Genomic DNA, 23309 nt, shown 5'->3' with positions numbered 1-23309 from the left:
CACCCCTGTTTGAACAAAGGAAAATATTTTTGTAGCCAAATTTCGTATTTACGATTTCCAAACTTTCTCTATTTTAACCAGATCTCTTCTATTCTTAATATTGAAATCGAGAACGGTTAGTATTATCCATATATGGATATCCTGCCCCTTAGGATTACCATTTATTGATCTGGTTATTTTTTGATCATCGGAAAAAAAAGATTCATCGTTAAATATCCTCTTAAGCCTTCCTTTGATTTTGTTCTTTGGTAGAGGTACCCATTTCCAAATGGGAGGTCTGGTTCCAAATCAAACCAATAAAGTTCTATGCTTCTGTAAATGAAGAAGGTCACTTTATATCCTCGGGGGCTCATATCATCAAAAAAATCGGATAGATCACTTTCCAAGGGGGCAAATGTCCAATTGGAATTAGACGTTTCCTCGAGAGGCGGCATTATTTAGGATATGCTATTATAAGTGGTATTAGTACGTATTATTATAAAAAACTGAACTTGTTCCAAAATGAGCGTGTTCAATTTATAAAAACGAAATGGAAACGAAATCAAATTTTGACCTCACCGCATTTATTTTCAGACATGCCCTCTGGTTTAAAGAGAACTATTCACTGCAAGAAGCCGAGAATTTTATAAAAAAGACCCTAAAGGAAGATCCTAAAGAAAAGAAAAAATTATTATTGAAGATCAGGATGCCCACTCCATAATTTTGTTAATCCCAAATACAGGAAATTACCTGAACAACCTGTTATAGAGATAATAACCGATTATTGTGCTCATTATGAACACGATGATCAAACATATCCTTAGTATTTTATCCTCCTTATCCATAATGCTGAAATTAACTATTATATGTTATCGGGACTCATTACCTTAGTATGGACATTAGTTTATAGCCAAAATTAAAACCCACAATGAATATCAACACCAATAGGGCAATTATCAATAATAAGGTGATGCCAGCTTTTCTATTCATATTTCAATTTAAAGATTAGAAATAAAATCTTCCCTCGAATTGTTAAATTGAGGAAGTTTTAGACCTGGAGCGAAAATTAAATGATATTAAACCGAGTAGCAGCACGGACATGGACATCCTGTTCTGATCGAACAGAACAGGGAAATCCTTAAATAAACAACCAGCCTATGTCACTAATCCGTATGTAATCTGTTATCTCAGTACGTTCTTTCCATCGAGTGCAACGATTAAAATTCAGTCAATGTTTTGACCAAAAAATCGATCCTAACAATTTCCTGCCCAGGCAAAGATATAAAATAGGTCGTCAGTCAAATGGCATACCCTCTTCTCAATCATCGATCATGGTCCCAGCTCTTAAAACAGCATTAAAAAAATTCCTTTTATTGACAGCACTTACCAGAAAACAGTGTACAATGCAGCAGTAATACCCAACACGATCAAAGCCCCAACAGCAAAACCCGTTTTGGTTTTGAACATGGTAGAATCCACCTCGAGTCCTTTCGGCACGATGCCTCTCTTATTATCAAATAAAGAGATAAAATACATCCCGATCAAACAGAAAATAAACACAAATCCTACACGATCGATAAATGGAATCTCATATACTCCGTTCACGGGCACAGAGAATCCTGTGGATGCCAGGAAGGAAAGATCCATGAACTTCGGAAGGAATTTCAATACGATGGACATCAAAAAACCACCAATGGTAGCGAATAGGGCAGCATTGGAGGTTGTTTTCTTCCAGAAAAACCCTAAAAGGAACATCGCAAAAATTCCTGGTGACACAAATCCGGTATACTCCTGAATATATTGGAAACCGCCTTTTTTATCGATTCCCAAGTGTGGTGCAATGATGATCGCTAAGACCATGGAAACCACAATGGTAATTTTACCCACGTTTACCAATTTCCTTTCAGATGCATTTTTATCGAAAATCTTCTGATAGATATCCAGCGAAAATATCGTAGCTACGGAATTGGCCTTACCTGCTAAAGATGCGACCACCGCAGCAGTAAGTGCGGCAAAAGACAATCCTTTCAATCCTGTAGGCAATAAGCTCAACAGTACGGGATAGGCGCGGTCAGGGTTCAATTCTCCACCTGCCAACATCTCCTGCTGGAATTTACCATCCTGGTATAGAACATAAGCTGCAATACCTGGCAACACGACGATCAATGGCATTAATAATTTAAGTACCGCAGCGAACAGAAGGCCATTTCTGGCCGTTCCAAGATCAGCGCCTAGTGCACGCTGAGTTATATATTGGTTACAGCCCCAGTAACTTAGGTTGATGACCCACATACCCCCGATCAACACGCTCAAACCCGGTAGATCGATATAATTTGGATTGTCCGGCTCCAGGATCATATGGAAATGATCATTTGCCTTTTCATGGACAAGGTTGAATCCATCCAGGATGCCGTTACCGCCAAAGTGGGTAGACACAAGATCCAAGGCGAGATAGGTTGTTGCCAAACCACCAAGGATCAGGAAGAAAACCTGTATCACATCCGTATAACCGATTACCTTCATTCCGCCCAATGTAATGATAATGGCAAAAACAGCAAGGCCAATCATACACATCTGGAAATCCAATCCGGAGATGGAAGAAACGGCCAATGCCCCTAAGAATAATATGGAGGTCAAGTTCACCACAATGTACAATAATAACCAAAAAACCGCCATGATCATGGAAACAGTACCATTGTACCGGACATTGAGGAACTGCGGCATGGTAAATATCTTGTTCTTGAGGTATACCGGCAAGAAGAATACTGCTACAACGATCAAGGTAGCTGCTGCCATCCATTCATAGGTCGCTATGGCCAGTCCGATCTTGAAACCGGAACCGCTCATACCGATGAACTGCTCTGCAGAAATATTCGACGCGATCAGGGAAGCCCCGATTGCCCACCAGGTCAATGAACCCTCGGCTAAAAAATAATCCTTTGAATCACCAGAGGCTGATTTCTTTTTGTAATAAATGTAAAGTCCGTATCCTGCAACGATGACAAAATAACAGAGGAATACGATATAGTCTTTGGTTTCCATACTATTTGGTTGTACTGAATTTATAGATTGATTTGGTTGAATAGGTATCACCAGGGTTTAGAACGGTGGAAGGGAAATTAGGTTGGTTCGGTGAGTCAGGAAAATGCTGTGGTTCTAAACATAGTCCTGTACGGAAGCTATCCGTTTTTCCGTTTTTCAAGGTCACCTTATTGCCCATGAAATTTCCGGAATAGAACTGTATGCCGGGCTCTTGGGTATAGATCTCCATGACAATTCCTGTTCTATCACCAGTTAGGGTTACTGCGTGGTTAAGCCCATCGACCTTGGTCTCATTCAACACAAAATTATGGTCATATCCCTTCCCGAACTTCAACTGTTGATTGTCCTGTTCGATATCCTTTCCGATGGTTTTGCTAACCGTAAAATCAAATGGCGTTCCTTTCACAGGGGCCAATTCTCCGGTTGGGATCAAAGTACTATCTACAGGTGTATATTTATCCGCAAAGACCTTCAATTGATGGTCCAGGATAGTACCGCTACCCTCCCCATTCAAATTAAAGTAAGCATGATTGGTTAGATTGATCACGGTTTTCTTATCCGAGGTCGCTTGATAATGAATTGTCAATTCATTGTTATCACTCCAGCTGTATGTTACCTCCATGCTAATATTCCCGGGGAAACCTTCGTGTCTATCAGGAAGGGTATAGGTAAAGGTGACCATTTTAGCATTGGCTTCCTTTACTTCCCAATGGGCAAAGTGCAGGCCTTTTTTTCCGCCATGTAAGGTATTCGGGCCATTATTTGTCGGGGTAGTGAAGGTCTCTCCATCCAGGGTAAACTTCCCTTTGGCGATTCGGTTTCCAAATGGTCCTACGATCGGCCCAAAATAGGGTTCGGCAGGGTTATTATAACTACTTGCCTTATCAAAACCAAGCACAACATCGATTAAGGTACCATGCTTGTCCGGAACCATAAGTCCTACCAAACGAGCGCCAAAATTGGTCAGATAAGCCGTAGAACCCGAAGCATTTTTCAGGGTGTATAACTTTACATCTTTACCAGCTACCTTCGAACCAAAGGATGCTGAATCAAGGGTAGTATGTAACGTGTCGGATGGGATTTCGGCAGTTTGCTTCTGTGGTTGCTGACAGGACATCAGGCCTATCAGCGCGCCACCCAGGAAGAGGTTAGCTATATTTCTTTTCATTTTAAGTTTATAATTGAATTCTAATATACTAATTCTGAACCATTTCTGGTTTCCACAAAAATGGGGGTCAGTTCCAAACCGAATACTTCCCCATAAGTCGGAGCCAGCGCATCCACCAAGGCTTGGCCATATCCCTTTGTAACGATGTTGATGGTACAGCCTCCAAATCCGCCCCCCATCATCCTGGCACCAACAACCTGCGGATGGGATTTGGCATTTTCCACCAGAAAGTCCAATTCCCTGCAACTCACCTCATATTCATTGCTCAAGGCATCATGCGCCAAAAACATCTGTCTGCCCAGTTCTGCTATATTTCCACTTACTAGGGCATCACAGGCCTGCTGAAGACGGATATTCTCCTCTATCACAAACTTCCCTTTGGTATAGGCTGCCTTATCGATATCCTTCACCGTCTCGTTCAACATATCTATGGTCGCATCCCTTAAACTTTTAACCTGCGGATAGACCTCTTGGATCAATGAAACCGCTTTCTCACAGGATTGACGACGATCATTATAAGCAGAAGTTGCTAAAGAGTGCTTAACGTTCGTATTGAGCAGCACGAGCTCATAATCACCCAATTCCAATGGAACATATTCGTAGGATAAATCCCGACAGTCCAACTTAAGCACATATCCTTCCTTGCTCAGTACAGATGCGAACTGGTCCATGATGCCGCATTTCACACCTGCGAATGTATGTTCTGCCAACTGACCGATCTTCGCAATATCCACCCGATCCAGGTCCAGGTCGAATAGGCTGTTCAGCCCAAATCCAACAGCACATTCTACCGCAGCGGAGGAGGATAGTCCAGCTCCAACAGGTACATCTCCATCAATATATAGATTGAACCCTGAAATGGCCTTATTCCTTTCCTTCAATTGGTTCACCACGCCCAATATATAATTTGGCCAACCCTTATCCGTCGGTTCCACGTCGGCTAGATCAATCTGAAAAGATTCGTTGAATCCTGCTGCGTATAGAAGTACCTCCTCATCATCACGTTTGCCCAATCCTACATAAACCGCCTTATCAATTGCAGTAGGGAGTACAAACCCTTCATTGTAATCGGTATGTTCCCCAATTATATTTATCCGCCCCGGTGATTTGACGACCAAATCCGGATCAACAGCATAAACCTCCTTAAAACCATCACTGATCTCTTTCCTATCCATTAAACTTTTCTTTCTTTATAATGTATGTTTGATTGATTCCTGATGGACTCTGCGGCCATTTCTGGTGTGATATCACGTTGTGGATTGGCCAACATTTCGTACCCTACCATGAATTTTTTAACTGTGGCAGAACGCAATAAAGGCGGATAGAAGTGCATGTGCCAATGCCAGAAACCCTGATCCCCACTATTCACAGGTGCCTGATGCATCCCTGCAGAATATGGAAAGGATGTTTCAAATATATTATCGTATTTGGTGGTCAGTTCCTTCAGTACCTTGGCCAGGTCCTCACATTCTTGCTCCGAAAAATCACGAATGTCCTGCACATGACGTTTGCTGATGATCATCGTCTCGTATGGCCAGGATGCCCAGAACGGAACTAACGCCACAAAATGTTCAGCATCGATCAATATTCTGACCTTTTCCTGAAGCTCTACTTCCAAATAGGCCGATAGCAGACTACGCCCATGTGTGTCAAAATATTCCACTTGTCTTTGTTCTTCCTTTTCGACCTCTACTGGAACGGAATTCTGTGCCCATATCTGTCCGTGTGGATGCGGGTTGCTACATCCCATGATCGCCCCCTTATTTTCAAAAATCTGGATGTATTTTATCCATTCATGCGAGGCCAATTCCTGAAATTCTCCTTTCCAAACTTCTACCACCAACTTCAGGTCCTCCACAGTCATTTCAGGAAGGGTCAGATCATGTCTTGGCGAAAAAGCGATCACCTTACAGATCCCTCTTGCCGTTTCTGCCAGTAATAGATCAGAAACATTGATCTCCCCTTGCCCACTATCTTTCAGCAGGGCAGAGAAATCATTCACAAAAACGAATGGTGCTTTGTACTGGGGATTATGATCGCCATCTGCACGGTTATTCCCAGGGCATAAATAGCATTTAGGATCGTAGGCAGGACGGTTATCGCTGGCTAGATCTTCCACTTGTCCCTGCCAAGGACGCTTACTCCGATGCGGAGAAACCAATATTTTCTCTCCTGTAAGGAGATTGATACGGGTATGGGGTATGTCGTTTATTGCAAACATGGACCGGTTTATTAATATTTAGGTGGGTCTAATATACGAATCAATCCTTATTTCGTGGTTGGTCCGTGTACTTTTAACACACCTTTTTTATCAATTTCCATTTCATCGATAAAAACGACCCTATCCTGACCGCTCTGTGTAGTTCTTCCATGGTAAACACAATACATTTTCCCTCCTCTTCCTACCAGGATGGAATTGTGCCCGGTTCCTGTCACATCTCCACCCTTTTCGGTGTTCTTCTCCAATACCGGATTATGCTTGGATTTTTTGAACGGTCCCAATGGATTTTTGGAGGTCGCATAGCCTACCGCATAATATTTTCCGGCATAAAAGTTCGCAGAATACATCATATAATAGGTGTCCTGCTGCTTTATCAGGTAGGATCCTTCAGTCCAACGGCGGTTGACTTCCTTGTTGTTTACCGATCGGCTTTCCCATTCTGCCTGTACATCGTCCATTTTCAGTGGTGGTCTCAAAAGCATTTCAGGTTCCCCGATCACCCCACTCAGGTCAGGTTTTAATTCTACCCCATAAACCCAACTCTCCTCGATCTCCGAAAAGATGCCCTGTTGTTTTGCCCATTGGGAAATTTCAGATTCCACGGGATGTTTGTAACAACATCGGGAATAATAGAGGTACATTTTTCCACTTTCCTCCACAAAAACATTGGCATCGATGATGGGATATCCTGGGTCGAAAAGTGGTTCTCCGGTCATATCCACAAATGGGCCGGTCGGCTTGTCGGAAACCGCCACCCCTATTTTATAGTTCTCCAGTTCGTTATTGGGGTTGTTCTTCCAATGTGCCGAATAGAAGAGGTAGAATTTATCATTCCATTTATAGACTTCAGGTGCCCAAAAATCCTTGGTTCCCCAGGCTTTCTCCTGAATGTTGGTATATATTACCCCTTCCTTTTTCCAATCCTTTAGATCACTGGAGGAATAAGCAACAAATCCGTTTTTTGTTCCACCGGTTCCATAAAGATAATATCTGTCGGAGGTATCATCATAAATGATGTAGGGATCACCCAATGCCACTTTTAATGGATTTCCGGGCAAGGTTTCTGGCCGGCGGTTTGTCGGCCCTACAGTAGGCATCGGAATGTCGTTCAGATTGGCCTTCCCAGCTCCGATAATTGGCCAGCCATTGTTCCAGTTGACCTCATCTAAAAAAAGCATCCTACGCGAAGTATTGTTGGGCAGTTTTCCGTGTTTTTTGTCTATGCCGTGGTAATAGATCCATTCCTTTCCCTGGTCATCCGCAATGATTCCAGAGGTATGGCCCGGCCCGGCAATGTCCGGCGTCCCTTGAAGGATAAGGGTGCCATGGCCACGCTCTCTAAGATCTCGTCCCTGTTGATCAACATAGGGACCTAATAGCTTTTTGGAACGACCTACCAAAACATGGTATTTGCTGTTTGCTCCTTCGCAACAAGAGCCTTTAGAACCCAAAAAATAATAATATTCGCCCTTTTTATAAATGGTTACCGCTTCAAAATCACCGGCGGCGATCTTGACCTTTTCTGTATTCTTGAGAGTTTTACCATCCTTATCCAATTCCACAGCAAAGGTTCCCTGTTTCGGCCCATCATTGAACGATCCCCAGAAGAGATATTTCTTTCCTTGATCTTCATGATAAAATGGATCGATGGAATTGGGTACATCAATACCCTTGCTACTGAACAATTTCCCTTGATCGATAAAAGGCCCTTTTGGAGAATCGGAAATGGCCAGACCCACTCCAGGGTCGGGATCGCCCCAAGTAGAAAAGGAATAATATAAGTAATATTTTCCGTCCACGTAATTGATATCCGGAGCCCATATGCCCCCGGCATTTTTCCAGGTTGGCTTGGTCTGAAAGGCAGAGCCAACATATTTCCAATTCACCATATTCTTTGATTCCAGGATGGGCACTAACCTAGATCCCTTGCCATCATCCCAATTATCCTGTGTTCCATAGGCATAGTATAATCCGGTTTTTGGATCCTTTATAACGGATGGATCGGCCAGAACAGGTTGGAAAACCGGGTTCTTGAAGGTGGGGTCCTTCCTAATCAAAGTAGGGGTTGAGAAGTCTGGCTTGACCCGCATGACCTGTTCGCCCTTTTCCTCTTCAAAATACACCTCACCGATATGCATGATCCTGGGATGGATCCTTTCCTGATCGTGATGGGAATGGAAAACGATCCTTGGCTTTCCGTTTTTATCGATGAAAGTTGCAGAATGCCCCACCCCAACTAGGTCTTTAGGCTTTTGGAAGATAGGATTGGCATCGTATTTTTTCCAAGGTCCAGTGATCTTATCGGAGGTGGCGAATCCTATCCCATAGAACGGGCTTTCATAACTATTAGCGGAATAGGTGAGATAGTATTTCCCATGGTGTTTAATGACAAAAGCGCCTTCGTTTACCCTGGGCCATACCTTTTCCCAATCCTGGGATACCTGGATGACCGGTTTTTCCGTTCCTTCCTTAATATGTAAAAGGTCGGGTTCGAGCTCCGCAATCCATATGTTCAGTCCATCATTGAATCTGTCGTACAGCATATATGGCCTACCTTCATCGATGAACAGCGAATTGTCTATACATTTCTCATCGGCTATCATCGGCTTTTTTTCCTTTTGTGTAAAAGGTCCCAACGGGCTATCGGATGTGGCGACACAGATGTGCTCTTCAGCAGTATAGAACATATAGAACTTACCCTTATGGAAATGCACTTCCGGAGCCCAGAACCATTTCTCCCCCCAAACATCCGCTTTATTTAATGCAAGTTTACGCGTTGGCTCCTTCCAGGTCTCTAGATCATCGGAAGTATACACCCTGATACCGTCAGCACTTGATGTTCCGTAGGCATAATAGGTTCCATCGTAGAGCAGCACAAAGGGATCACCTAAATATACCGGTGAGGTTCCGGGGCTGGCAATTGATCCGATAGGAAAGAATACAAAATGAAGAACATGTAAAATAACGAACAGGATTTTTGGGAATGTATTTGACATTGCTGAAATTTAGGTTAGGTCGATGGATATAAATCTTCCCCTATTATTTAATCCCGGGAATACTTATCACAAATTTATAGATTAAAGTTAATGTTTTTTTCCTGCTTTACAACACAGGAAATGATCTTTGGGCTGGGATCAAGAACCATCGGGTAAAATGGCACCACAGAAATATACCCCGGTGGGAGAATGGCGGGTCTTTGGATGAATTTCGCTCCCACAACAAACTTCAGATGGACATTCAAGGAACGGTGGGAAATCGCTCCGGCGAACCATTTAAATACCATCCCGGAAAATGGGATTGGGAATAACACATGTGTGATCATGAGGGGAGAATTCACAGATATTCATATCCATTGAGAAGGCCATCAAATGAATGCCCGCAATCCATATTCGTCCTGCGGGCGTTACACAAACTATTAATAAGCCCACAATCTATTGATTATTTTTGTCAATCCCAAATAATCGGGTTCCTCCTGAGCCCTATACCTCTCCCAGCCTCTCCGAACGGACAGTTACGAACGAATTCCGAAACCTCCTTTCGTAGGGACAAATGTGCACTGATCCCGTCTCTCAAATCAGACGACCAGCATACCACCCAACGTTGACCATAAAAGTGCCGACTTTGAATCAACTGGACGATCTGTCCGCTGATTCAATCAAGCATCCGACCGCTCATAATGGTATGGACCGGAAGCTTTGGTATACCTGATCTTAACATAGCCCCCTTTTTTGCAGGAGGCTAAAAGGACTAAACAATTATCCTTGGTTACTATTGAGGTAGCCAACCAGGATTCCGGTTCAAGGGAATGAGCGCTCCTTGCAGCCAAATCCTCACCATAGAGAATTGTTCAAGAGGCTATCGGACTGGGTATTCCAATTTTATTATATCCATCGAAGAGCCCCAAATATTTATTCACTGTCTCAGAATTCAGGACACTTGATAGGACCATCCTCGGTCTCACCTTTCCCAATTTCAGGGGATCCCTTTCCGCAATATCCAATTTTGGTGCATGATTTTGTACCTCAGCATTCTATTGGCAGGGATTGAGTCCGCATTCCCGTAGTAATACCTTTACAAATTTTTATTTTCGCCATGTCCAGCACATCTGTTGACGCCCAAAAACAATTGAAAAGCCTAGTTTTGTGGCAATTAAAAGTTTAATCCTTTTGTTTAAAAGCAGAGTACATCATGGGCAATAAAAAGAAATACATCTCGCCGGAAGTTGCGGTTGTCTATATCAGAATGGAAAATGGCATTGCCGCCGGATCGGCCTCGATTACCCCTGGAGGATCCAATTCCAATTACCAACCAGAAATCGATGACTGGACCACAGATGATGGGTACAACAATTCCATTGACCTTTAACCGGATAAGTAGAAATATATGAAACAACACCTGATATTAATATATTGCCTTTTCTTTTTTTGTTTTTCCTGTAGCAAAGAAAATGATCCGGACGGGACTGCTGGCCAGCATGGGGATGGGACTTCCATCACCTTTGAGATAAGTGGGATCGACAACGGGACACAGGTCGTAGATGTGAACAGGGAGCAGATTTCCAAAATCCATGCGGCCTCTCATTCCCCACAAAGTATCCTATACCAGAAGCAGGAACCGTTCAATGAATTCTGTGATGCGGTGGTGAGCCTGAGCGAAGTCCCGACCAATGCCCAGACGAGCAAAAAAGTCCTATCCGCCATAGGATCCAGGTCAACTGGTGAACACGGAGTTAAACTTTCGAGCACCGACATGCCGATCGGCAGGGCCTACCGGGTCGTACTCTACGAAGGAGGTACACAGGTCGCTACATTGAACGCAACCTCTGGAACAGCCTTCACTTTTTCCGGGGCCTTCCGGAATCGCGTATACACCTGGTTTGCATATTCTTACAACAATCCCGTACCCTTTACAGGGAACTTCGATGATGCCAACCCGAATATTTCGCTTTCTGGCAATTCGGGACTGCTGTACGCGTCGGGAACAATTACAACAAGTAATACGCTGAATTACAACAACAAACTGAACATCCTGTTCAAGGAAAAGTCCGCGATAATAGAACTGGTTGTGGATGCCAGGGGAATGTTCGGAACGATAGGTGATATACAGGTAAGCAATATGACAACGGGACAGTTGAAGAACGGTGTCCTGAACCTAAGGACAGGAAATTTTGTTTCCTATTCAAACGCACCCTTGGTCAACCGCTCCAATTCGGATTTTGTGAACCATAATACTGCTCTTTCCGACCAGGTAAGGAGAACGAATTTCTACACTGTCGATGCCCAGAACCAGATCTCGAACTTTAAGGTGAACATTTCCACCTTGACCCTGCGAGGAGATCTCTATCCGGAATGGGGGGATCCCATTGTATTCACAAATCGCGAGTTCACGGTTGCCACACCGTTCACACCACAGCACAATAAGCGTTATAGGGTCACCATAACATTGATAATGACGCCCAAAACAATAGGATCTGGTACTTCCCGGACCGAATGGGCAAGGGGAAACCTATATGTAAAGGGCAGCGGAACCCCCTCTGCGGAATATAGGATGCGTTTCCATGCCGCATCCAATGCCTACAGGATAGTGGCTTCGGGGTCCACCAGTGAGGCAAAAGGTGAATATCTGAACTGGCGGGCCTTATCATCGGGCGCAACTGCGGCAAGTTCGGGGACGAACGATCCCTGTGCATTGGTATATCCTGCCGGTAGATGGAAGATGCCAACAAACACAGATATCACTAGGCTCTCATCGCATTCATCACGACAATTCCGCCATTATGGAGGAAGGGAGACCATACGTTTGTTAAGGTTTAACTTCTCTGGTTCGGATAACCCTTACGATCCCGAAAACAGGCTCTCGTTCCCTTTATATGGATATCGGAACGTGAACAGCTATGCGGTCACCGGATATAATATCTCCTCCTCAGGCACAGCATATGGCTATTATTGGTCCGGGGACCAGTCCAGTAGCACCAATGCATATATGTTAAGTATCGTTTCAATCGGTTCTACCTCAGGGAACTTCAGTTTATCCAGTATGGCTAAGAACCGTGGGGCCAATATCAAATGTGTCAGGGACCTGAACTGGACATCTGCCCAGCTCCCTGCCTTACCGGCGGCTGATTATTAAGGAACTGTCCTTCAATGCTGAAAATTCCACAATAGGACAGTAATTCTTTTTCCTCTGTGCCTCAAATGCGTGGTTGGCCATGTGACTAAAAAATAAGTCCATCCCACCGGGGAGGGGGGATGGACATCACATCTAACTATGCCCGGATGGGCGTACCAACGAATTATATTGGCGAAAAATATGCCGCAAAAATAAGACAAATGTCTGATAATGGACAAGTTATCCGGTACGAGTTGTTGAAAATGTAGCTAACCGGCTATCCCCATCAGTTTTGCAGGGCATGGTTTAGGTGAAAGGGGGATATCAGTTAACATCCCATTATTTGATCCTTATACTGGTTGTTTCCATGGCCGTTACCTATTGGAAGGATCAGAATAAATCTAGGGATCGATTTTTTGCCACTGAAGAATCTGGCTCCATATTTGCTGATTATCGGGACATATAAAAATAATTTATGAAAAACTTTAAACTATTATCCCTGATCCTATTGGTTCTTCCGATCTTCTTCTCCTCCTGTAGCAAGGACGATGGTCCCTCAGATGATCCGGTGGAAAGGAAGGTTCAGTACAAGATCATTGGTTCTGCAGGTGTGAATATCACCACGATCGTCTATTATGATGGTGACACACCCGTTTCAAAGACAGGTTCCTTTGGCAGTGAATGGACCAGTGAGGTGGGCGTATCTACCAAAACACCTATGGCCTCAGCCAATGGCACAGGACCTGATGATGGTTCCACGCTAAAAGCACAGATCATCATTGATGGAAAGGTCGTTAAGGAAAGTGCCCCTTCCACCGGTAAGATCCTACAGACAAATGTTTCCTACTTTTAGGTAGGTCCGTACCACGCGTTCCAGGCCAATCCAATCCGCAGGTGAACCACTCACCCTTTAGATTTGTCATAACTGGTTTTCCTGCTTGGGGGGAATGGCATGGAACGATCGGATATGAACTTTACCATACATACATCTTTTTAAGGAACGCTATCAGCTGAGCGCCCCCCTCCTCCATTTCCGTTAACTCTTCCTTAGGAACAGTACCATCCACATCTGTCATCCCTTCCTCCCAAATCAAATAGGTAACATATCGCATACCCGACCTTTGTCATACTCAGGTCCCATAAAATCGGAAGACGGTACATCGGTCATTTCGGTCTGAATACCTCAGTGATTCAAACTGATGGAAGAATCCTCCTGAGTCCCACTTTTTCAAAAGGATTATCATTTCCAACCAGTACAATTAGGCAATAAAAACGTCCGTGGGGCATGAGGCTCATGGGATTGGAATAGGATCAGGGGAGGTACCATTACGAAAAATAGTTATTGGTAAATAATATCAATTTCCCAATATTTGCTAAAATGACCAACATGATATCTATCGCCATTGTAGAGGATGAAAAATTTTATAACCACACCCTTAAGAGAGTGTTGGACCTGCACAAGGAATTCAACTGTGTTGCCCAGATATATTCAGGAGCAGATGCACTTGTTCAATTACCATCGGTGCGGCCGGACTTAGTTTTGATGGATCTCCATCTAAAGGATTATTTAGGCAGCGATGTGATCAGGCTTTTGAAGGAAAAAATTCCTGAGAGCACATTTGTGGTCATTACAAGCTTTGAGGAGGAAGAGAGAGTCTTTGAATCGCTACGCGCGGGAGCCGTAGGGTACCTGGTAAAAGGGGAAAGTCTGGAAAACATAACCAAAGCTATCCACGAGGCATATAACGGCGGTGTACCGATGAGTAGAACCATCGCACAAAAAGTCCTCAGCTTCTTCAGGAAACAGTCTGAAAAACAGAATCGTATACCCGATCTTTCCCCTACTGAGCTAATGGTATTGGAAATGATGGCCAAAGGACAACCCTATAAGGAGATCGCCCATAACAAGCATGTTTCGGTAGAAACGATTAAAAAACATATCAGTAACATCTACAAAAAACTGGGCGTAAAAAATAAGGTGGAAGCGATCAACTTTTTACGGAAGTACGACTAGCGGAAAACATGTTGAACGAAACTATTTTCAGTCTATTGAATATTGGATTCAACATCTGTTTTATGTTGTATCTGATCTTCAAATACTTTTATGAACAGAACAATAAATATTATCTGTTCCTTGCCCTGCTCAGCCTTTCCTTTACCACAAATTTAATACTTCGCCTGGAGATTGTGAACGGGGATTATACCTGGATCCGTATCTCCAGAAAAGCAGTGGTTATATTTTTCTATGCATTTATCCTATCTTTCCTGGATATACGGCGAAGTAAATTTGTTAGGATTAGTCTGATATCCGGGATGATCTTCATCAGCATAGGGTTGATTTCGAGGCTTTTGATATCAAGTTCCGTCCTTTTTTCATCCATCAATTCTATCTATAGATCCTTATATTCGTTTGTAGATCTGTATATAATAGCAGTGATGATATTTTATGTTTGGAAAAAAAGGACCGGATATTACCTGTACATCCTATATGGCCTTCTTACCGTCATCACCTGTGCGGTGCTGATATATACAGGTGATCAGTTATTCGGCCTCCACCGCTATATTTCCGGATACCTACTGTTCCAAACTGAGATCATAATCTGTTTCTGCTTCTTCTTTTTGGCCATAATTACCAAAGAGAGTGAACAGAAGAATGAAATAGAAAGATTGGAGTACCTGGTGGAGACAGAAAAGAAGGAAAAAGAGAACTCCCTGAACCTTGAGAGGGAGCGCATTGCATTTGACATGCACGATGAACTTGGAGCGGGCCTGTCTGCTATAAAACTACAATCTGAAATCCTTAAGAAACAAGGTTCAAATACCCTAAACCACGATGACCTGGACGCCCTGATCAACATTGCCGACCATATGAATAAGTCCATCCGAGAAATGCTATGGTCAATAAACCCTCAAAACGATAATCTGAAGAATTTCGAGGAATATTGCATTAGATATGGAAGGGAATATTTCGAGCGGACCCCTATTTTATTTAAAGCTGAATCCAACCTACAAGATCCTGGATCCAGTATTTATGCAGAGGTTAGGTACAACATGCTATTGATACTCAAGGAAGCTTTCCATAATTGCGCCAAGCATAGCCAGGGCAGCTCAGTGAATTTTTCTATCACCGCAGACTCCCGATCCATCCGTATGATCGTTGAAGATAACGGCATTGGTCTTTCGAACGATAGGGCTGAAGGTTATGGCCTAAAGTCGATGAAGAGGCGTGTAGAAAAACTCAATGGGGAAATACGCTTAAGATCCGATGCGAACGGGACGCAGATCGATATTAAGATCCTTACCGATAATTAGCCTGGGAACACCCTTAGAATGATTCCCTTGAGGGACTTATTTTTTGTGCAAAATGGATCCCAGGTCCTCTCCTTTACCAAATTTCTAACATAGACCCCATGTGGAATTATTATCGATACCACAATTACGAAAACAAAGACCAGTATTATCAAATCTATAGTACCGGATGATATTAGCTTCTGCGCTGTAACCCTTTTTGCTACTGGACTTTACTTTCACAGGTGCAGCACAGCAAGTGAAAATCTTCATGGGAAATTGGAACGACCTGTTCGATTGCCTGAGGAGCGAAGGAGATGACAAAACACCTGGTTGTTAATTTCCATTATATTCCGAATGAGGATCCAGAGCTTCAAATTCCGTCTGGTTGACAGAGGAACTTTCCCATGGTACCAGATGTTCACGCATTAGCAAAATTCGCTGATAGGTCCTGTTGTGAAGTCCAGAACAAACCAACAATTAATTTATACAACTTTTTTAGATGTTAGAACAACAAATATATTCACGATAAGCAATGATCGGTCGAATTACCTCTACAAAATTTATATAAACTTAAACCCTCTTCTTTCAATAAGATTCTATCACATAGATTTGTCCTCAGAATTACACTACTAAATAAAACATCACCATCATGAGGTACATTGCACCAATGATAACAGTTCTTGAGATAGAGCTGGAATCAGGGATCTGTGCTGGTTCAGCAACAGTTAGACCACATAACCCGAACAACCAGATTATTGAGGAATGGGAAGAGGAAGAAGAGCCAAGCCGCTCGATTGATTGGTAACTTAATAGATAAGATGATGAAGACCCCTAGAAATCTATTGTTAAATTTATTGGTTATTTTCTTTGTTGGTATCCTCCACTCATGCAAACAGGAGAATCAGGACCTAGCCGAAGGTAATCAGGCGAAGGTCGAGGTCACGATATCTTCCCTTGACGAGTCAGAGGAGGATTATTTGACCAAAAATCCGGAAAAAATATCTTCGGCGCCCATCAGGCAGTCTTCTGGATCGATAAATTATTCGGATCATACCTTGGTTGAATATTCCTGGACCCAGGACAAGAGCCCCTTGAAGACCAAACAAAATTCCCTGAAGGCAGATTCACGGGCTGCTATCAAAAGAAAGCCTTTGGGCAATAACATCGCCTACTCCGTCCTGGTCTATGATGACCAAGGGAACTATGTCACCGAGAGGAACTATAACTACGGTGCTGAAGGTAGTGTGGCGCCCCTACTGTTGGACAGTGAGAAAACTTATACCTTCCTTGCTTTTTCCATAAATTCTACCAATACCCTACCAACGATCATTGATAAGCAAAAACTCTCCACCGTAAAGCTTTCCAAGGTTGCTGGTGATCTGATGACCTTTACAAAGCAGGTCCGCTTGAATGTCGGGGTGAACCTTCTGAGCATAATCCTTAAACACAGGTACAGTTCGATCACAACACAACTGACAGCAGATCCGACGACCGTGGGAACATTCAACAATATTTCAAACAGTTCCATTAAACCGGCATATGAATATGCGACCTATAGTTTCACTGGCGACTCATTTGATTATTTGATGGAAAAACAGACTGGCTGTCCGGTTGTTTTCCCCACATCGCAACTAGGATCAAGGACTATGACAAGTACTCCAAGTTTCCTGATCTCACCGGCCACAACCACTGGGGTCCTAAATTTCGGTACCATAACGATCGATGACGAGACAAAAACCAACTTCTCCATACCAAAAATCAGGATCACACCAGGGGTAAGCTATACCCTAAAACTGAATTTCAAGACCTGTACGGAAAATGTCGGTAGTGTCCAGGGAATGAACTGGAACTATCCAGAATCCTTTTACGGAGGTGTTTCGGGCATATGGAAGGACAACGTTTTCTACGCAAGGGGGGAAACTATTTCCAGGACCATTATCGCCCCGGGTGCTGATTACGGATTTGTTTTCGATATAACCGAACTCGATAATGCCTTCAATATGGAACTGAACGGCGTAAGGCTTGCTGCTAGGGAAATTCAGTTCGAGAGGGGTGCATCTTCATCCCAGAACATAAGGTTCAAGGACGGATCGCTCTATCAGGGCATAAATTCCGAAGGTGGCAACAATATCGGTGCTGTCTATAATATGAAAGGTACCACCTCAAATCCTCTGGTAAAGGTCGTGATCGGAAAAAAAGGCGAAGTAACGCTGTTCGGCTCCAAGGTCTCCGGAGGTCCGTTATATGAATTGGAGCTGTTCAATGGGAACACATTCAATACATTCAAATGGAACACTGCCCTACAGGGTGATAACATCATAAAGGTTACGCAATTAGTGGATGGAAGAACCATCCTGGTTGGTAACGGCAGCGGAAAAAAGAAGATCCCCTGCAGTTGATTTCAAGGTTTGCCCATCCATGGGGAACCATTGAAAAATGTCCATGGAGAAGGCAAATGGTTTAGCTTCTCCTTTCAAAAAAAACGTTGCGGTTCCAGTGGGGCAGGACTGTTCTAGGTACACACGGAAATGCTGATCAGTCCGTGCACTTCCATGGAAGATCGCCCCACTAATTCCCCAATGGGCCTACTTTTCTCCAAACCAACCGCACCTATGAGATCCAAGCTTACTTTTTGTACCTGGAATCATTCAAGCAGCAGCTTTTGAAGTATCTTCACCTCCAGGGGTTTGGAAAGGAATCCCGAGACAAGGTCATATTCCCTCGACCTTTTTATGTCCAGAGGATCTATGGAGGAAGAAACAATATATATTTTCATCCGATCGCCGATCCTCGGTAATTCCTGCCCGAGCTTGTCCAGGAGTTCCCAACCATCCATCACCGGCATGTTGAGGTCCAAAAGGATTAGCCCATTCATTTCCTTTAAGTCCCTTGATAAAAGATGATCAAGTGCCAGCTTTCCATTCATGAAACCGCTGATGGCTACCTCGGGGGCGATCGTGGATATCTGGACCTTGAGGATCAGTTGAAAAACCTGGTCATCATCAATTATGATCACTTCTTTATTACTCTCCATCTATTTTATCATTTGTGTTTAGTTCTTGGTGGGAACTTTCTGTTACCTCCCTTATCACCGCATCGAGCTCATGTGCAGCATCCTTGATTTTTTCGAGCATCAGACCGTAATGTTGTAGGTCCTGATCCTGCTGCCCCCAGTCCTCAAGGAACCTTGAGATTGCAAGTATCCTGCTGAGTGGAGCGCGGACCAGATGGGAGTGTATCCAAGAAATCCTCCTTAATGCGGAATTTTTTTTACGTATGGCGACCATGTCGCCAACTTTCTGCGTGATATCCTCCAATAGGATTATGGTTGCCCCGTCACTTGGTGAACTTGACTTGGAATGGGCCATTTTCACCACTATCCTATCCTCTGAACTGGTCCTGTGGATAGCAATATTGGGGATATCGACCATATCTTTGATGAAGGATGTTTCCGATTGGTTATACTTGTCCTTGGGAACGATAAGCTGACCCAAATCCTTTTTGAGGAACTCTACATGCGTAAAACCATAGGCATCCAATGCAGCCTGGTTTGCATCCAAAATCCTTCCATCGCTGTTTCTGACCAACAGCACGGCCATTGGGATCTGCTGAAAAAGACCATAGTACTTTACCTTACTCTCTTCAAGTTTTCTCATCTGCATCAGCACATGCTGGAACAGGTTCTCGCGCTGGAGCTCAACCTGGTGGATATTGGTTATGTCCAGACAGCCGCCCAAGAGCCTTGCCTGCGTAATTTTCCCATGTAAGGCCCGTTTGACCCAGCATCTCAGATATTTGACGTTTCCATCCGGAACAATAATCCTTGTTTCGAACACGGACTCCTTGAGATCCTTTTGGATCTGCTGAAATATCCTGGTAACCTTTCGGCGGTCATGGTGGTGTACCATTCGGATGTAGTTCTCGCTGGATGGATGGAACTGAAGGGGATCTTTTTCCAGGATCCTGAAGAGTTCCTCTGACCATTCCAGCTTTCCTGAAGCCAGGTCCCATTGCCAGAATCCGAAGTTTGCCATCTGCTGGACCTGTCTGTTGAGTTCAAGCAGCTCAGTTGCCTGAATGGTCTTCTGCCGATGGCCAAGAACCAGTCCCAGCACCGATAGACAGCGATCAAATAGCTCTGAAAGATGTTGATCCCCCATGGTAGGTAGGGATGGATATTCCAATAGCTGGATACCCTCCTTCCCATGCTCCTGAAGTACCAGATGACGAGATGTTGGAGCACTGGGCCCATTGATCAGGCTTTGGGGGCCGGCCAGCAAAACATCTCCCCTGTGCGAATGGCTTACAAGAAGAAATGATTTTCCTTCAAATATGGCCTGCATACCTTTCAGGAAATATGATAGGCCGTCCACAAAACCATCATGTTCCAAAGGAATCGATTCCAATAGCCGGCCCTCCATTTCTTTGAAGATATTCCAGCGCTCGTAATCCGATACATCGATCATAACCCCCCGAAGGTAGAGTTTCCCGTTTCCCTGAGGCACAAGTACCACATTGTCTCTTACCCAAACGGAATGCCCTTTCTTATGGACCAACCTGTATACGGCATCAAATCTACCGGTGCCTTTCAATTTATCCTCCAATTGATGGAGCGTACTGGACCTATCCTCGGGATGGAGGATCTCTTCCCATTTCCGTCTTGAGCTCATCCATTCCTGCTGGGTATAGCCCAAAATATCAAATACCTTAGGACTTACATAGGTTGTCTTAAGATCACCCACATCCCCTTCCCAGATGATCGCCTCTATCGAGGAAACCATTTTTCTGAGTCGATCTTCCTCCAACGGATCATTTTTGCCATGGATACCAGCATCAGGTATTTCTGTAAAATTACCTAGTACTATGCCTGGGGCACTTCCGGATCCCTGAAAGCCTGAGATCAGCCAGATCCTTGGACCCATTCCGTCATCATGGCGGGAGTACAGTAAACGTAATGGAACACCTTGGGAAACACAGGCCTCTAACCTCCTATGGAAATCATCTCTTTCCCCTTGGTCCTTGAAGAGCTCCTTTGGAAAATCTCCATCCTGGTGAATCCCCAGGTCTGCACGAAGTTCAGGTGAGAGGATAAATCTCCCGTCACTTGGATCATAGCTCCATGGTAGAGGGTGGATTGGAAAGGCTGGATGGGATTGGAGGTGGCCCATTCCCGAAGTATTTACGGGATATAGGGCCCGCAGAAGTACCTGTTCAGAATATTCAGGTAACCTTACCATTTTATGCTTTACACGGAAGGACTCCACCTTGAGTTCCGGTGAGAGTTCCCAACGGTGGACCAGATAACCCACTCCTGGTCCTGCAGCGTCTATATCATCAAAAATATTTGCCCAGGGAGTCCCAAAATCCAAAAAGGGGTTATCTGGGAAGACCTCAAAGAAAGGCCTTCCATGCAGGTCCTCAGAATTTTTCCCTGAATGCTCGGAATATGCCAGGTTATAATCGAGAATAACTGTCCCGGGCCCGTTTACCTTCAGTAGCACCAGGGGTACATCCAAAAAATCACATAAGTCCTTAAATTCCATCAATAATAGATTTGAAATATCTGTAAGAAACTAACCGGATAGGTACCTGAAAATAAATTGGTCCAAAATAAAGCCCAAGAAATATCCCATTAACCATTCACAATTCAGATACGCCCAATATAATTACAAACAACCATTGCTAAAAGTTCACTAAGTCCCATTTAACCCTTTTTCTCCGGGAAAAGGATTATGTGCATTCCGATGATTAAACTAACATTTTTTTGCCATATTCCGGCATGAAAACAAAATAAATGTTTGAACATGTACCGGCCCTGTTCCTAAACCCCTAATGCGCTGGGTTCTTTGGAACGAGGTCCGAAGGATCCGGGTCCCCCGTGCATGGGGCCGGAAATAGGATACGCCTATATCAGATGGCGGGTCCCTCCAGGACTGCAAGAATCTGACCCTCCAGCTCATCCAGACTGAATGGTTTGGCCAGGTAGGCATCGGCCCTGGCCATTTTTGAAAGTGATTCCACCTCAGTGTTTGCAGAAACATATAGTACGGGGATCTTATTATACGTATCGTGCTGTTTTAGAAGCTGCGTGGCCTGGACACCTCCAATATCAGGGATCCAATTATCCATAATTATCAGGTCCGGCCGTGACTTTTCCACTCTTTCCAGGACATCGTGGGAGGTCATGGAGCTATTGACATGAAATCCCATTCCCTGCAGGACTATTTCATATATTTCCAGAACATGAGGATCGTCCTCAAAAACCAAGGCAATTTTTTGTTTCATAGCTTTCAAAGATATATTTTTTTATATATTTTCTGGTCCGAAATCTGCTTATACTGATTCTTTATACCTGAAAACTGGATTGTTTCCCTGGACCCAAGGCACAGGTAGCCGGATCCCTCTATGTTTCTGTTAAAATTATCAAGTACCATTTCCTGGAGCTCCCTTCCGAAATATATCAGTACGTTGCGGCAGGATATCAGCTGAAAGGAATTAAAGGCACTTTCTGAGACCAGGTTGTGCGAAGCAAAGATTATTCTTTCTGAGAGGGACTTATCAAACTGTGCATACCCATAATTTGCGGTATAATAGGTCGAAAAATCCTCTTTCCCACCTGCAAGAAGATAATTTCTCGAATAGGTCCTTAACATGTCCAAGGGATAGATCGCTTTTCGGGCCATCTGAAGACAGTGGGGATCGATGTCTGTGGCATAGATGGTGCATTTATGGTAGATACCTGCCTCCTTGAGCATGATGGCAAAAGAATAGGCCTCCTCACCCGCGGCGCATCCGGGCACCCATATGCGTACGCTCGGGAACGTGGCCAGATAAGGGATAATGTCCTTGATGATGGCACTGTAGAATTTTGGATCCCTGAACATTTCCGAATAGTTTACTGTGACCTGCTGCAGGAATAGATCTAGAAATCCGTCCTTCTCAAAAACCTCTATCCACGCCGCGGGATCCGAGGGTATCTTATTCTCGGAGAGAAACCTGGAAACACGTCTGTACAGCGAGGGCTTGCTGTAACCCCGGAAATCGAGACCGAACTTCAGGTAGAGTTCCTCGAGGAACCGATCGATTTCTTGAATCTGTAACCTCATTCTACCTGTTTGCCGTCAGTCCTGAGCAGCCTTTCAATTTCTGCCAGCAACACTTCCAGGTCGATGGGTTTGGAAACGAAACCGTCCACACCAGAATCAAGGCACCGTTGCCTATCTCCTGCCATGGTACGTGCCGTGACCGCGATTACCCCTATGGTCCGTTCAAGCCCTTGTTCCCTTATCATTTCCATCATTTCAAAACCATCGATTTCAGGCATCATCATATCCAGTAGTAAGATTCCGATCGAGGGGGTCTGGATGAGGAATTCCATCCCCTGTTGGGCCGTGGTGCAGCTAAGCACATCATAGCCCTTGACCTTAAGGGCATAACTAAGGGCAAAAATATTCCGGGGATCGTCGTCGACGATCAAGATCTTGGTTCGCTTATTCATGT

Annotated in this window: 21 protein-coding genes; 9 read left to right on the top strand and 12 right to left on the bottom strand. The window is 44.1% G+C overall.

Annotated elements, in window-relative coordinates; all coding sequences use genetic code 11:
- The first annotated feature begins 529 nt into the window (after positions 1 to 529).
- Positions 530 to 700 carry a hypothetical protein gene (locus tag CRJ00_RS18755; RefSeq protein WP_167554334.1) on the top strand — a complete coding sequence of 57 codons (171 nt, stop codon included), beginning with the start codon at positions 530 to 532 and terminating at the stop codon, positions 698 to 700.
- 662 nt (positions 701 to 1362) lie between these two features.
- On the opposite strand, the gene CRJ00_RS03020 is transcribed toward CRJ00_RS18755, so the two are convergent.
- The 6 genes from CRJ00_RS03020 to CRJ00_RS02985 form a co-directional block, all read right to left on the bottom strand.
- Complete coding sequence (locus CRJ00_RS03020; protein ID WP_099365407.1) at positions 1363 to 3021, bottom strand: sodium/sugar symporter; 1659 nt, start codon at positions 3019 to 3021, stop codon at positions 1363 to 1365.
- 1 nt (position 3022) lies between these two features.
- Positions 3023 to 4189 (bottom strand): aldose epimerase family protein, encoded by a 1167-nt coding sequence (locus CRJ00_RS03015; protein ID WP_099365406.1) that lies wholly within the window; start codon positions 4187 to 4189, stop codon positions 3023 to 3025.
- Positions 4190 to 4209: 20 nt separating this feature from the next.
- Positions 4210 to 5364, bottom strand: coding sequence for a galactokinase (gene galK / locus CRJ00_RS03010; RefSeq protein WP_099365405.1), 1155 nt, complete (start codon positions 5362 to 5364; stop codon positions 4210 to 4212).
- Positions 5364 to 6410 (bottom strand): UDP-glucose--hexose-1-phosphate uridylyltransferase, encoded by a 1047-nt coding sequence (locus tag CRJ00_RS03005; protein ID WP_099365404.1) that lies wholly within the window; start codon positions 6408 to 6410, stop codon positions 5364 to 5366. Before CRJ00_RS03005 ends, galK begins: the two co-directional genes overlap by 1 nt.
- A gap of 47 nt (positions 6411 to 6457) precedes the next feature.
- Complete coding sequence (locus CRJ00_RS19110) at positions 6458 to 9406, bottom strand: family 43 glycosylhydrolase (protein ID WP_257213673.1); 2949 nt, start codon at positions 9404 to 9406, stop codon at positions 6458 to 6460.
- Between the two features lie 74 nt (positions 9407 to 9480).
- Positions 9481 to 9747, bottom strand: a complete 267-nt coding sequence (locus CRJ00_RS02985; protein WP_144038086.1) for a hypothetical protein — start codon at positions 9745 to 9747, stop codon at positions 9481 to 9483.
- Positions 9748 to 10598: 851 nt separating this feature from the next.
- Here CRJ00_RS02985 and CRJ00_RS18750 point away from each other — a divergent pair.
- The 4 genes from CRJ00_RS18750 (at position 10599) to CRJ00_RS02975 (ending at position 13371) form a co-directional block, all read left to right on the top strand.
- Positions 10599 to 10775 (top strand): hypothetical protein, encoded by a 177-nt coding sequence (locus CRJ00_RS18750; protein WP_180268406.1) that lies wholly within the window; start codon positions 10599 to 10601, stop codon positions 10773 to 10775.
- 18 nt (positions 10776 to 10793) lie between these two features.
- The gene (locus tag CRJ00_RS02980) at positions 10794 to 12539 is read left to right on the top strand and encodes a hypothetical protein (protein WP_099365402.1); all 1746 of its coding nucleotides are present in this window, start codon (positions 10794 to 10796) and stop codon (positions 12537 to 12539) included.
- Positions 12540 to 12658: 119 nt separating this feature from the next.
- Complete coding sequence (locus CRJ00_RS19105) at positions 12659 to 12787, top strand: hypothetical protein (RefSeq protein WP_257213672.1); 129 nt, start codon at positions 12659 to 12661, stop codon at positions 12785 to 12787.
- 206 nt (positions 12788 to 12993) lie between these two features.
- Complete coding sequence (locus CRJ00_RS02975; RefSeq protein WP_099365401.1) at positions 12994 to 13371, top strand: MmpS family transport accessory protein; 378 nt, start codon at positions 12994 to 12996, stop codon at positions 13369 to 13371.
- 121 nt (positions 13372 to 13492) lie between these two features.
- Here CRJ00_RS02975 and CRJ00_RS18745 read toward each other — a convergent pair whose 3' ends face one another.
- Positions 13493 to 13630 carry a hypothetical protein gene (locus CRJ00_RS18745; protein ID WP_180268405.1) on the bottom strand — a complete coding sequence of 46 codons (138 nt, stop codon included), beginning with the start codon at positions 13628 to 13630 and terminating at the stop codon, positions 13493 to 13495.
- A 266-nt stretch (positions 13631 to 13896) separates the two neighbouring features.
- Between CRJ00_RS18745 and CRJ00_RS02970 the strand changes: the two genes are divergently transcribed.
- The 4 genes from CRJ00_RS02970 (at position 13897) to CRJ00_RS02960 (ending at position 18208) form a co-directional block, all read left to right on the top strand.
- Positions 13897 to 14532 (top strand): response regulator, encoded by a 636-nt coding sequence (locus tag CRJ00_RS02970; protein WP_218962171.1) that lies wholly within the window; start codon positions 13897 to 13899, stop codon positions 14530 to 14532.
- A gap of 8 nt (positions 14533 to 14540) precedes the next feature.
- Positions 14541 to 15830, top strand: coding sequence for a sensor histidine kinase (locus CRJ00_RS02965; RefSeq protein ID WP_099365400.1), 1290 nt, complete (start codon positions 14541 to 14543; stop codon positions 15828 to 15830).
- Between the two features lie 628 nt (positions 15831 to 16458).
- Positions 16459 to 16614 (top strand): hypothetical protein, encoded by a 156-nt coding sequence (locus tag CRJ00_RS18740; protein WP_167554338.1) that lies wholly within the window; start codon positions 16459 to 16461, stop codon positions 16612 to 16614.
- Between the two features lie 13 nt (positions 16615 to 16627).
- Positions 16628 to 18208 (top strand): hypothetical protein, encoded by a 1581-nt coding sequence (locus CRJ00_RS02960; RefSeq protein ID WP_180268404.1) that lies wholly within the window; start codon positions 16628 to 16630, stop codon positions 18206 to 18208.
- Between the two features lie 245 nt (positions 18209 to 18453).
- Here CRJ00_RS02960 and CRJ00_RS02955 read toward each other — a convergent pair whose 3' ends face one another.
- From CRJ00_RS02955 to CRJ00_RS02935, 5 genes are all read right to left on the bottom strand, one after another.
- On the bottom strand, positions 18454 to 18843 hold the full coding sequence (locus tag CRJ00_RS02955) for a response regulator (protein WP_099365398.1): 390 nt from the start codon (positions 18841 to 18843) through the stop codon (positions 18454 to 18456).
- Positions 18833 to 21352 (bottom strand): PAS domain-containing protein, encoded by a 2520-nt coding sequence (locus tag CRJ00_RS02950; protein ID WP_099365397.1) that lies wholly within the window; start codon positions 21350 to 21352, stop codon positions 18833 to 18835. The genes CRJ00_RS02955 and CRJ00_RS02950 overlap by 11 nt, the downstream gene beginning before the upstream one ends.
- Before the next feature lie 367 nt (positions 21353 to 21719).
- Entirely contained in the window at positions 21720 to 22094 is a 375-nt protein-coding gene (locus tag CRJ00_RS02945) for a response regulator (protein WP_099365396.1), read from the bottom strand.
- 5 nt (positions 22095 to 22099) lie between these two features.
- Positions 22100 to 22915 carry a CheR family methyltransferase gene (locus CRJ00_RS02940; RefSeq protein WP_099365395.1) on the bottom strand — a complete coding sequence of 272 codons (816 nt, stop codon included), beginning with the start codon at positions 22913 to 22915 and terminating at the stop codon, positions 22100 to 22102.
- Positions 22912 to 23307, bottom strand: coding sequence for a response regulator (locus tag CRJ00_RS02935; protein ID WP_099365394.1), 396 nt, complete (start codon positions 23305 to 23307; stop codon positions 22912 to 22914). Before CRJ00_RS02935 ends, CRJ00_RS02940 begins: the two co-directional genes overlap by 4 nt.
- Positions 23308 to 23309: the final 2 nt, after the last annotated feature.

Origin of the sequence: Sphingobacterium sp. 1.A.4 (assembly GCF_002734245.1) — a bacterium.
Lineage (GTDB): Bacteria > Bacteroidota > Bacteroidia > Sphingobacteriales > Sphingobacteriaceae > Sphingobacterium > Sphingobacterium tenebrionis.
This window is presented reverse-complemented; position numbering and strand designations above follow the sequence as displayed.

What these genes read in the sequence shown, in the direction of transcription:
- CRJ00_RS18755 (WP_167554334.1), top strand. Translation starts at nt 530, where the DNA reads ATGGAAACGAAATCAAATTTTGACCTCACCGCATTTATTTTCAGACAT.
- CRJ00_RS03020 (WP_099365407.1), bottom strand. Translation starts at nt 3,021, where the DNA reads ATGGAAACCAAAGACTATATCGTATTCCTCTGTTATTTTGTCATCGTT.
- CRJ00_RS03015 (WP_099365406.1), bottom strand. Translation starts at nt 4,189, where the DNA reads ATGAAAAGAAATATAGCTAACCTCTTCCTGGGTGGCGCGCTGATAGGC.
- galK (WP_099365405.1), bottom strand. Translation starts at nt 5,364, where the DNA reads ATGGATAGGAAAGAGATCAGTGATGGTTTTAAGGAGGTTTATGCTGTT.
- CRJ00_RS03005 (WP_099365404.1), bottom strand. Translation starts at nt 6,410, where the DNA reads ATGTTTGCAATAAACGACATACCCCATACCCGTATCAATCTCCTTACA.
- CRJ00_RS19110 (WP_257213673.1), bottom strand. Translation starts at nt 9,406, where the DNA reads ATGTCAAATACATTCCCAAAAATCCTGTTCGTTATTTTACATGTTCTT.
- CRJ00_RS18750 (WP_180268406.1), top strand. Translation starts at nt 10,599, where the DNA reads ATGGGCAATAAAAAGAAATACATCTCGCCGGAAGTTGCGGTTGTCTAT.
- CRJ00_RS02980 (WP_099365402.1), top strand. Translation starts at nt 10,794, where the DNA reads ATGAAACAACACCTGATATTAATATATTGCCTTTTCTTTTTTTGTTTT.
- CRJ00_RS19105 (WP_257213672.1), top strand. Translation starts at nt 12,659, where the DNA reads ATGGACATCACATCTAACTATGCCCGGATGGGCGTACCAACGAATTAT.
- CRJ00_RS02975 (WP_099365401.1), top strand. Translation starts at nt 12,994, where the DNA reads ATGAAAAACTTTAAACTATTATCCCTGATCCTATTGGTTCTTCCGATC.
- CRJ00_RS18745 (WP_180268405.1), bottom strand. Translation starts at nt 13,630, where the DNA reads ATGCGATATGTTACCTATTTGATTTGGGAGGAAGGGATGACAGATGTG.
- CRJ00_RS02970 (WP_218962171.1), top strand. Translation starts at nt 13,897, where the DNA reads ATGACCAACATGATATCTATCGCCATTGTAGAGGATGAAAAATTTTAT.
- CRJ00_RS02965 (WP_099365400.1), top strand. Translation starts at nt 14,541, where the DNA reads ATGTTGAACGAAACTATTTTCAGTCTATTGAATATTGGATTCAACATC.
- CRJ00_RS18740 (WP_167554338.1), top strand. Translation starts at nt 16,459, where the DNA reads ATGAGGTACATTGCACCAATGATAACAGTTCTTGAGATAGAGCTGGAA.
- CRJ00_RS02960 (WP_180268404.1), top strand. Translation starts at nt 16,628, where the DNA reads ATGATGAAGACCCCTAGAAATCTATTGTTAAATTTATTGGTTATTTTC.
- CRJ00_RS02955 (WP_099365398.1), bottom strand. Translation starts at nt 18,843, where the DNA reads ATGGAGAGTAATAAAGAAGTGATCATAATTGATGATGACCAGGTTTTT.
- CRJ00_RS02950 (WP_099365397.1), bottom strand. Translation starts at nt 21,352, where the DNA reads ATGGAATTTAAGGACTTATGTGATTTTTTGGATGTACCCCTGGTGCTA.
- CRJ00_RS02945 (WP_099365396.1), bottom strand. Translation starts at nt 22,094, where the DNA reads ATGAAACAAAAAATTGCCTTGGTTTTTGAGGACGATCCTCATGTTCTG.
- CRJ00_RS02940 (WP_099365395.1), bottom strand. Translation starts at nt 22,915, where the DNA reads ATGAGGTTACAGATTCAAGAAATCGATCGGTTCCTCGAGGAACTCTAC.
- CRJ00_RS02935 (WP_099365394.1), bottom strand. Translation starts at nt 23,307, where the DNA reads ATGAATAAGCGAACCAAGATCTTGATCGTCGACGACGATCCCCGGAAT.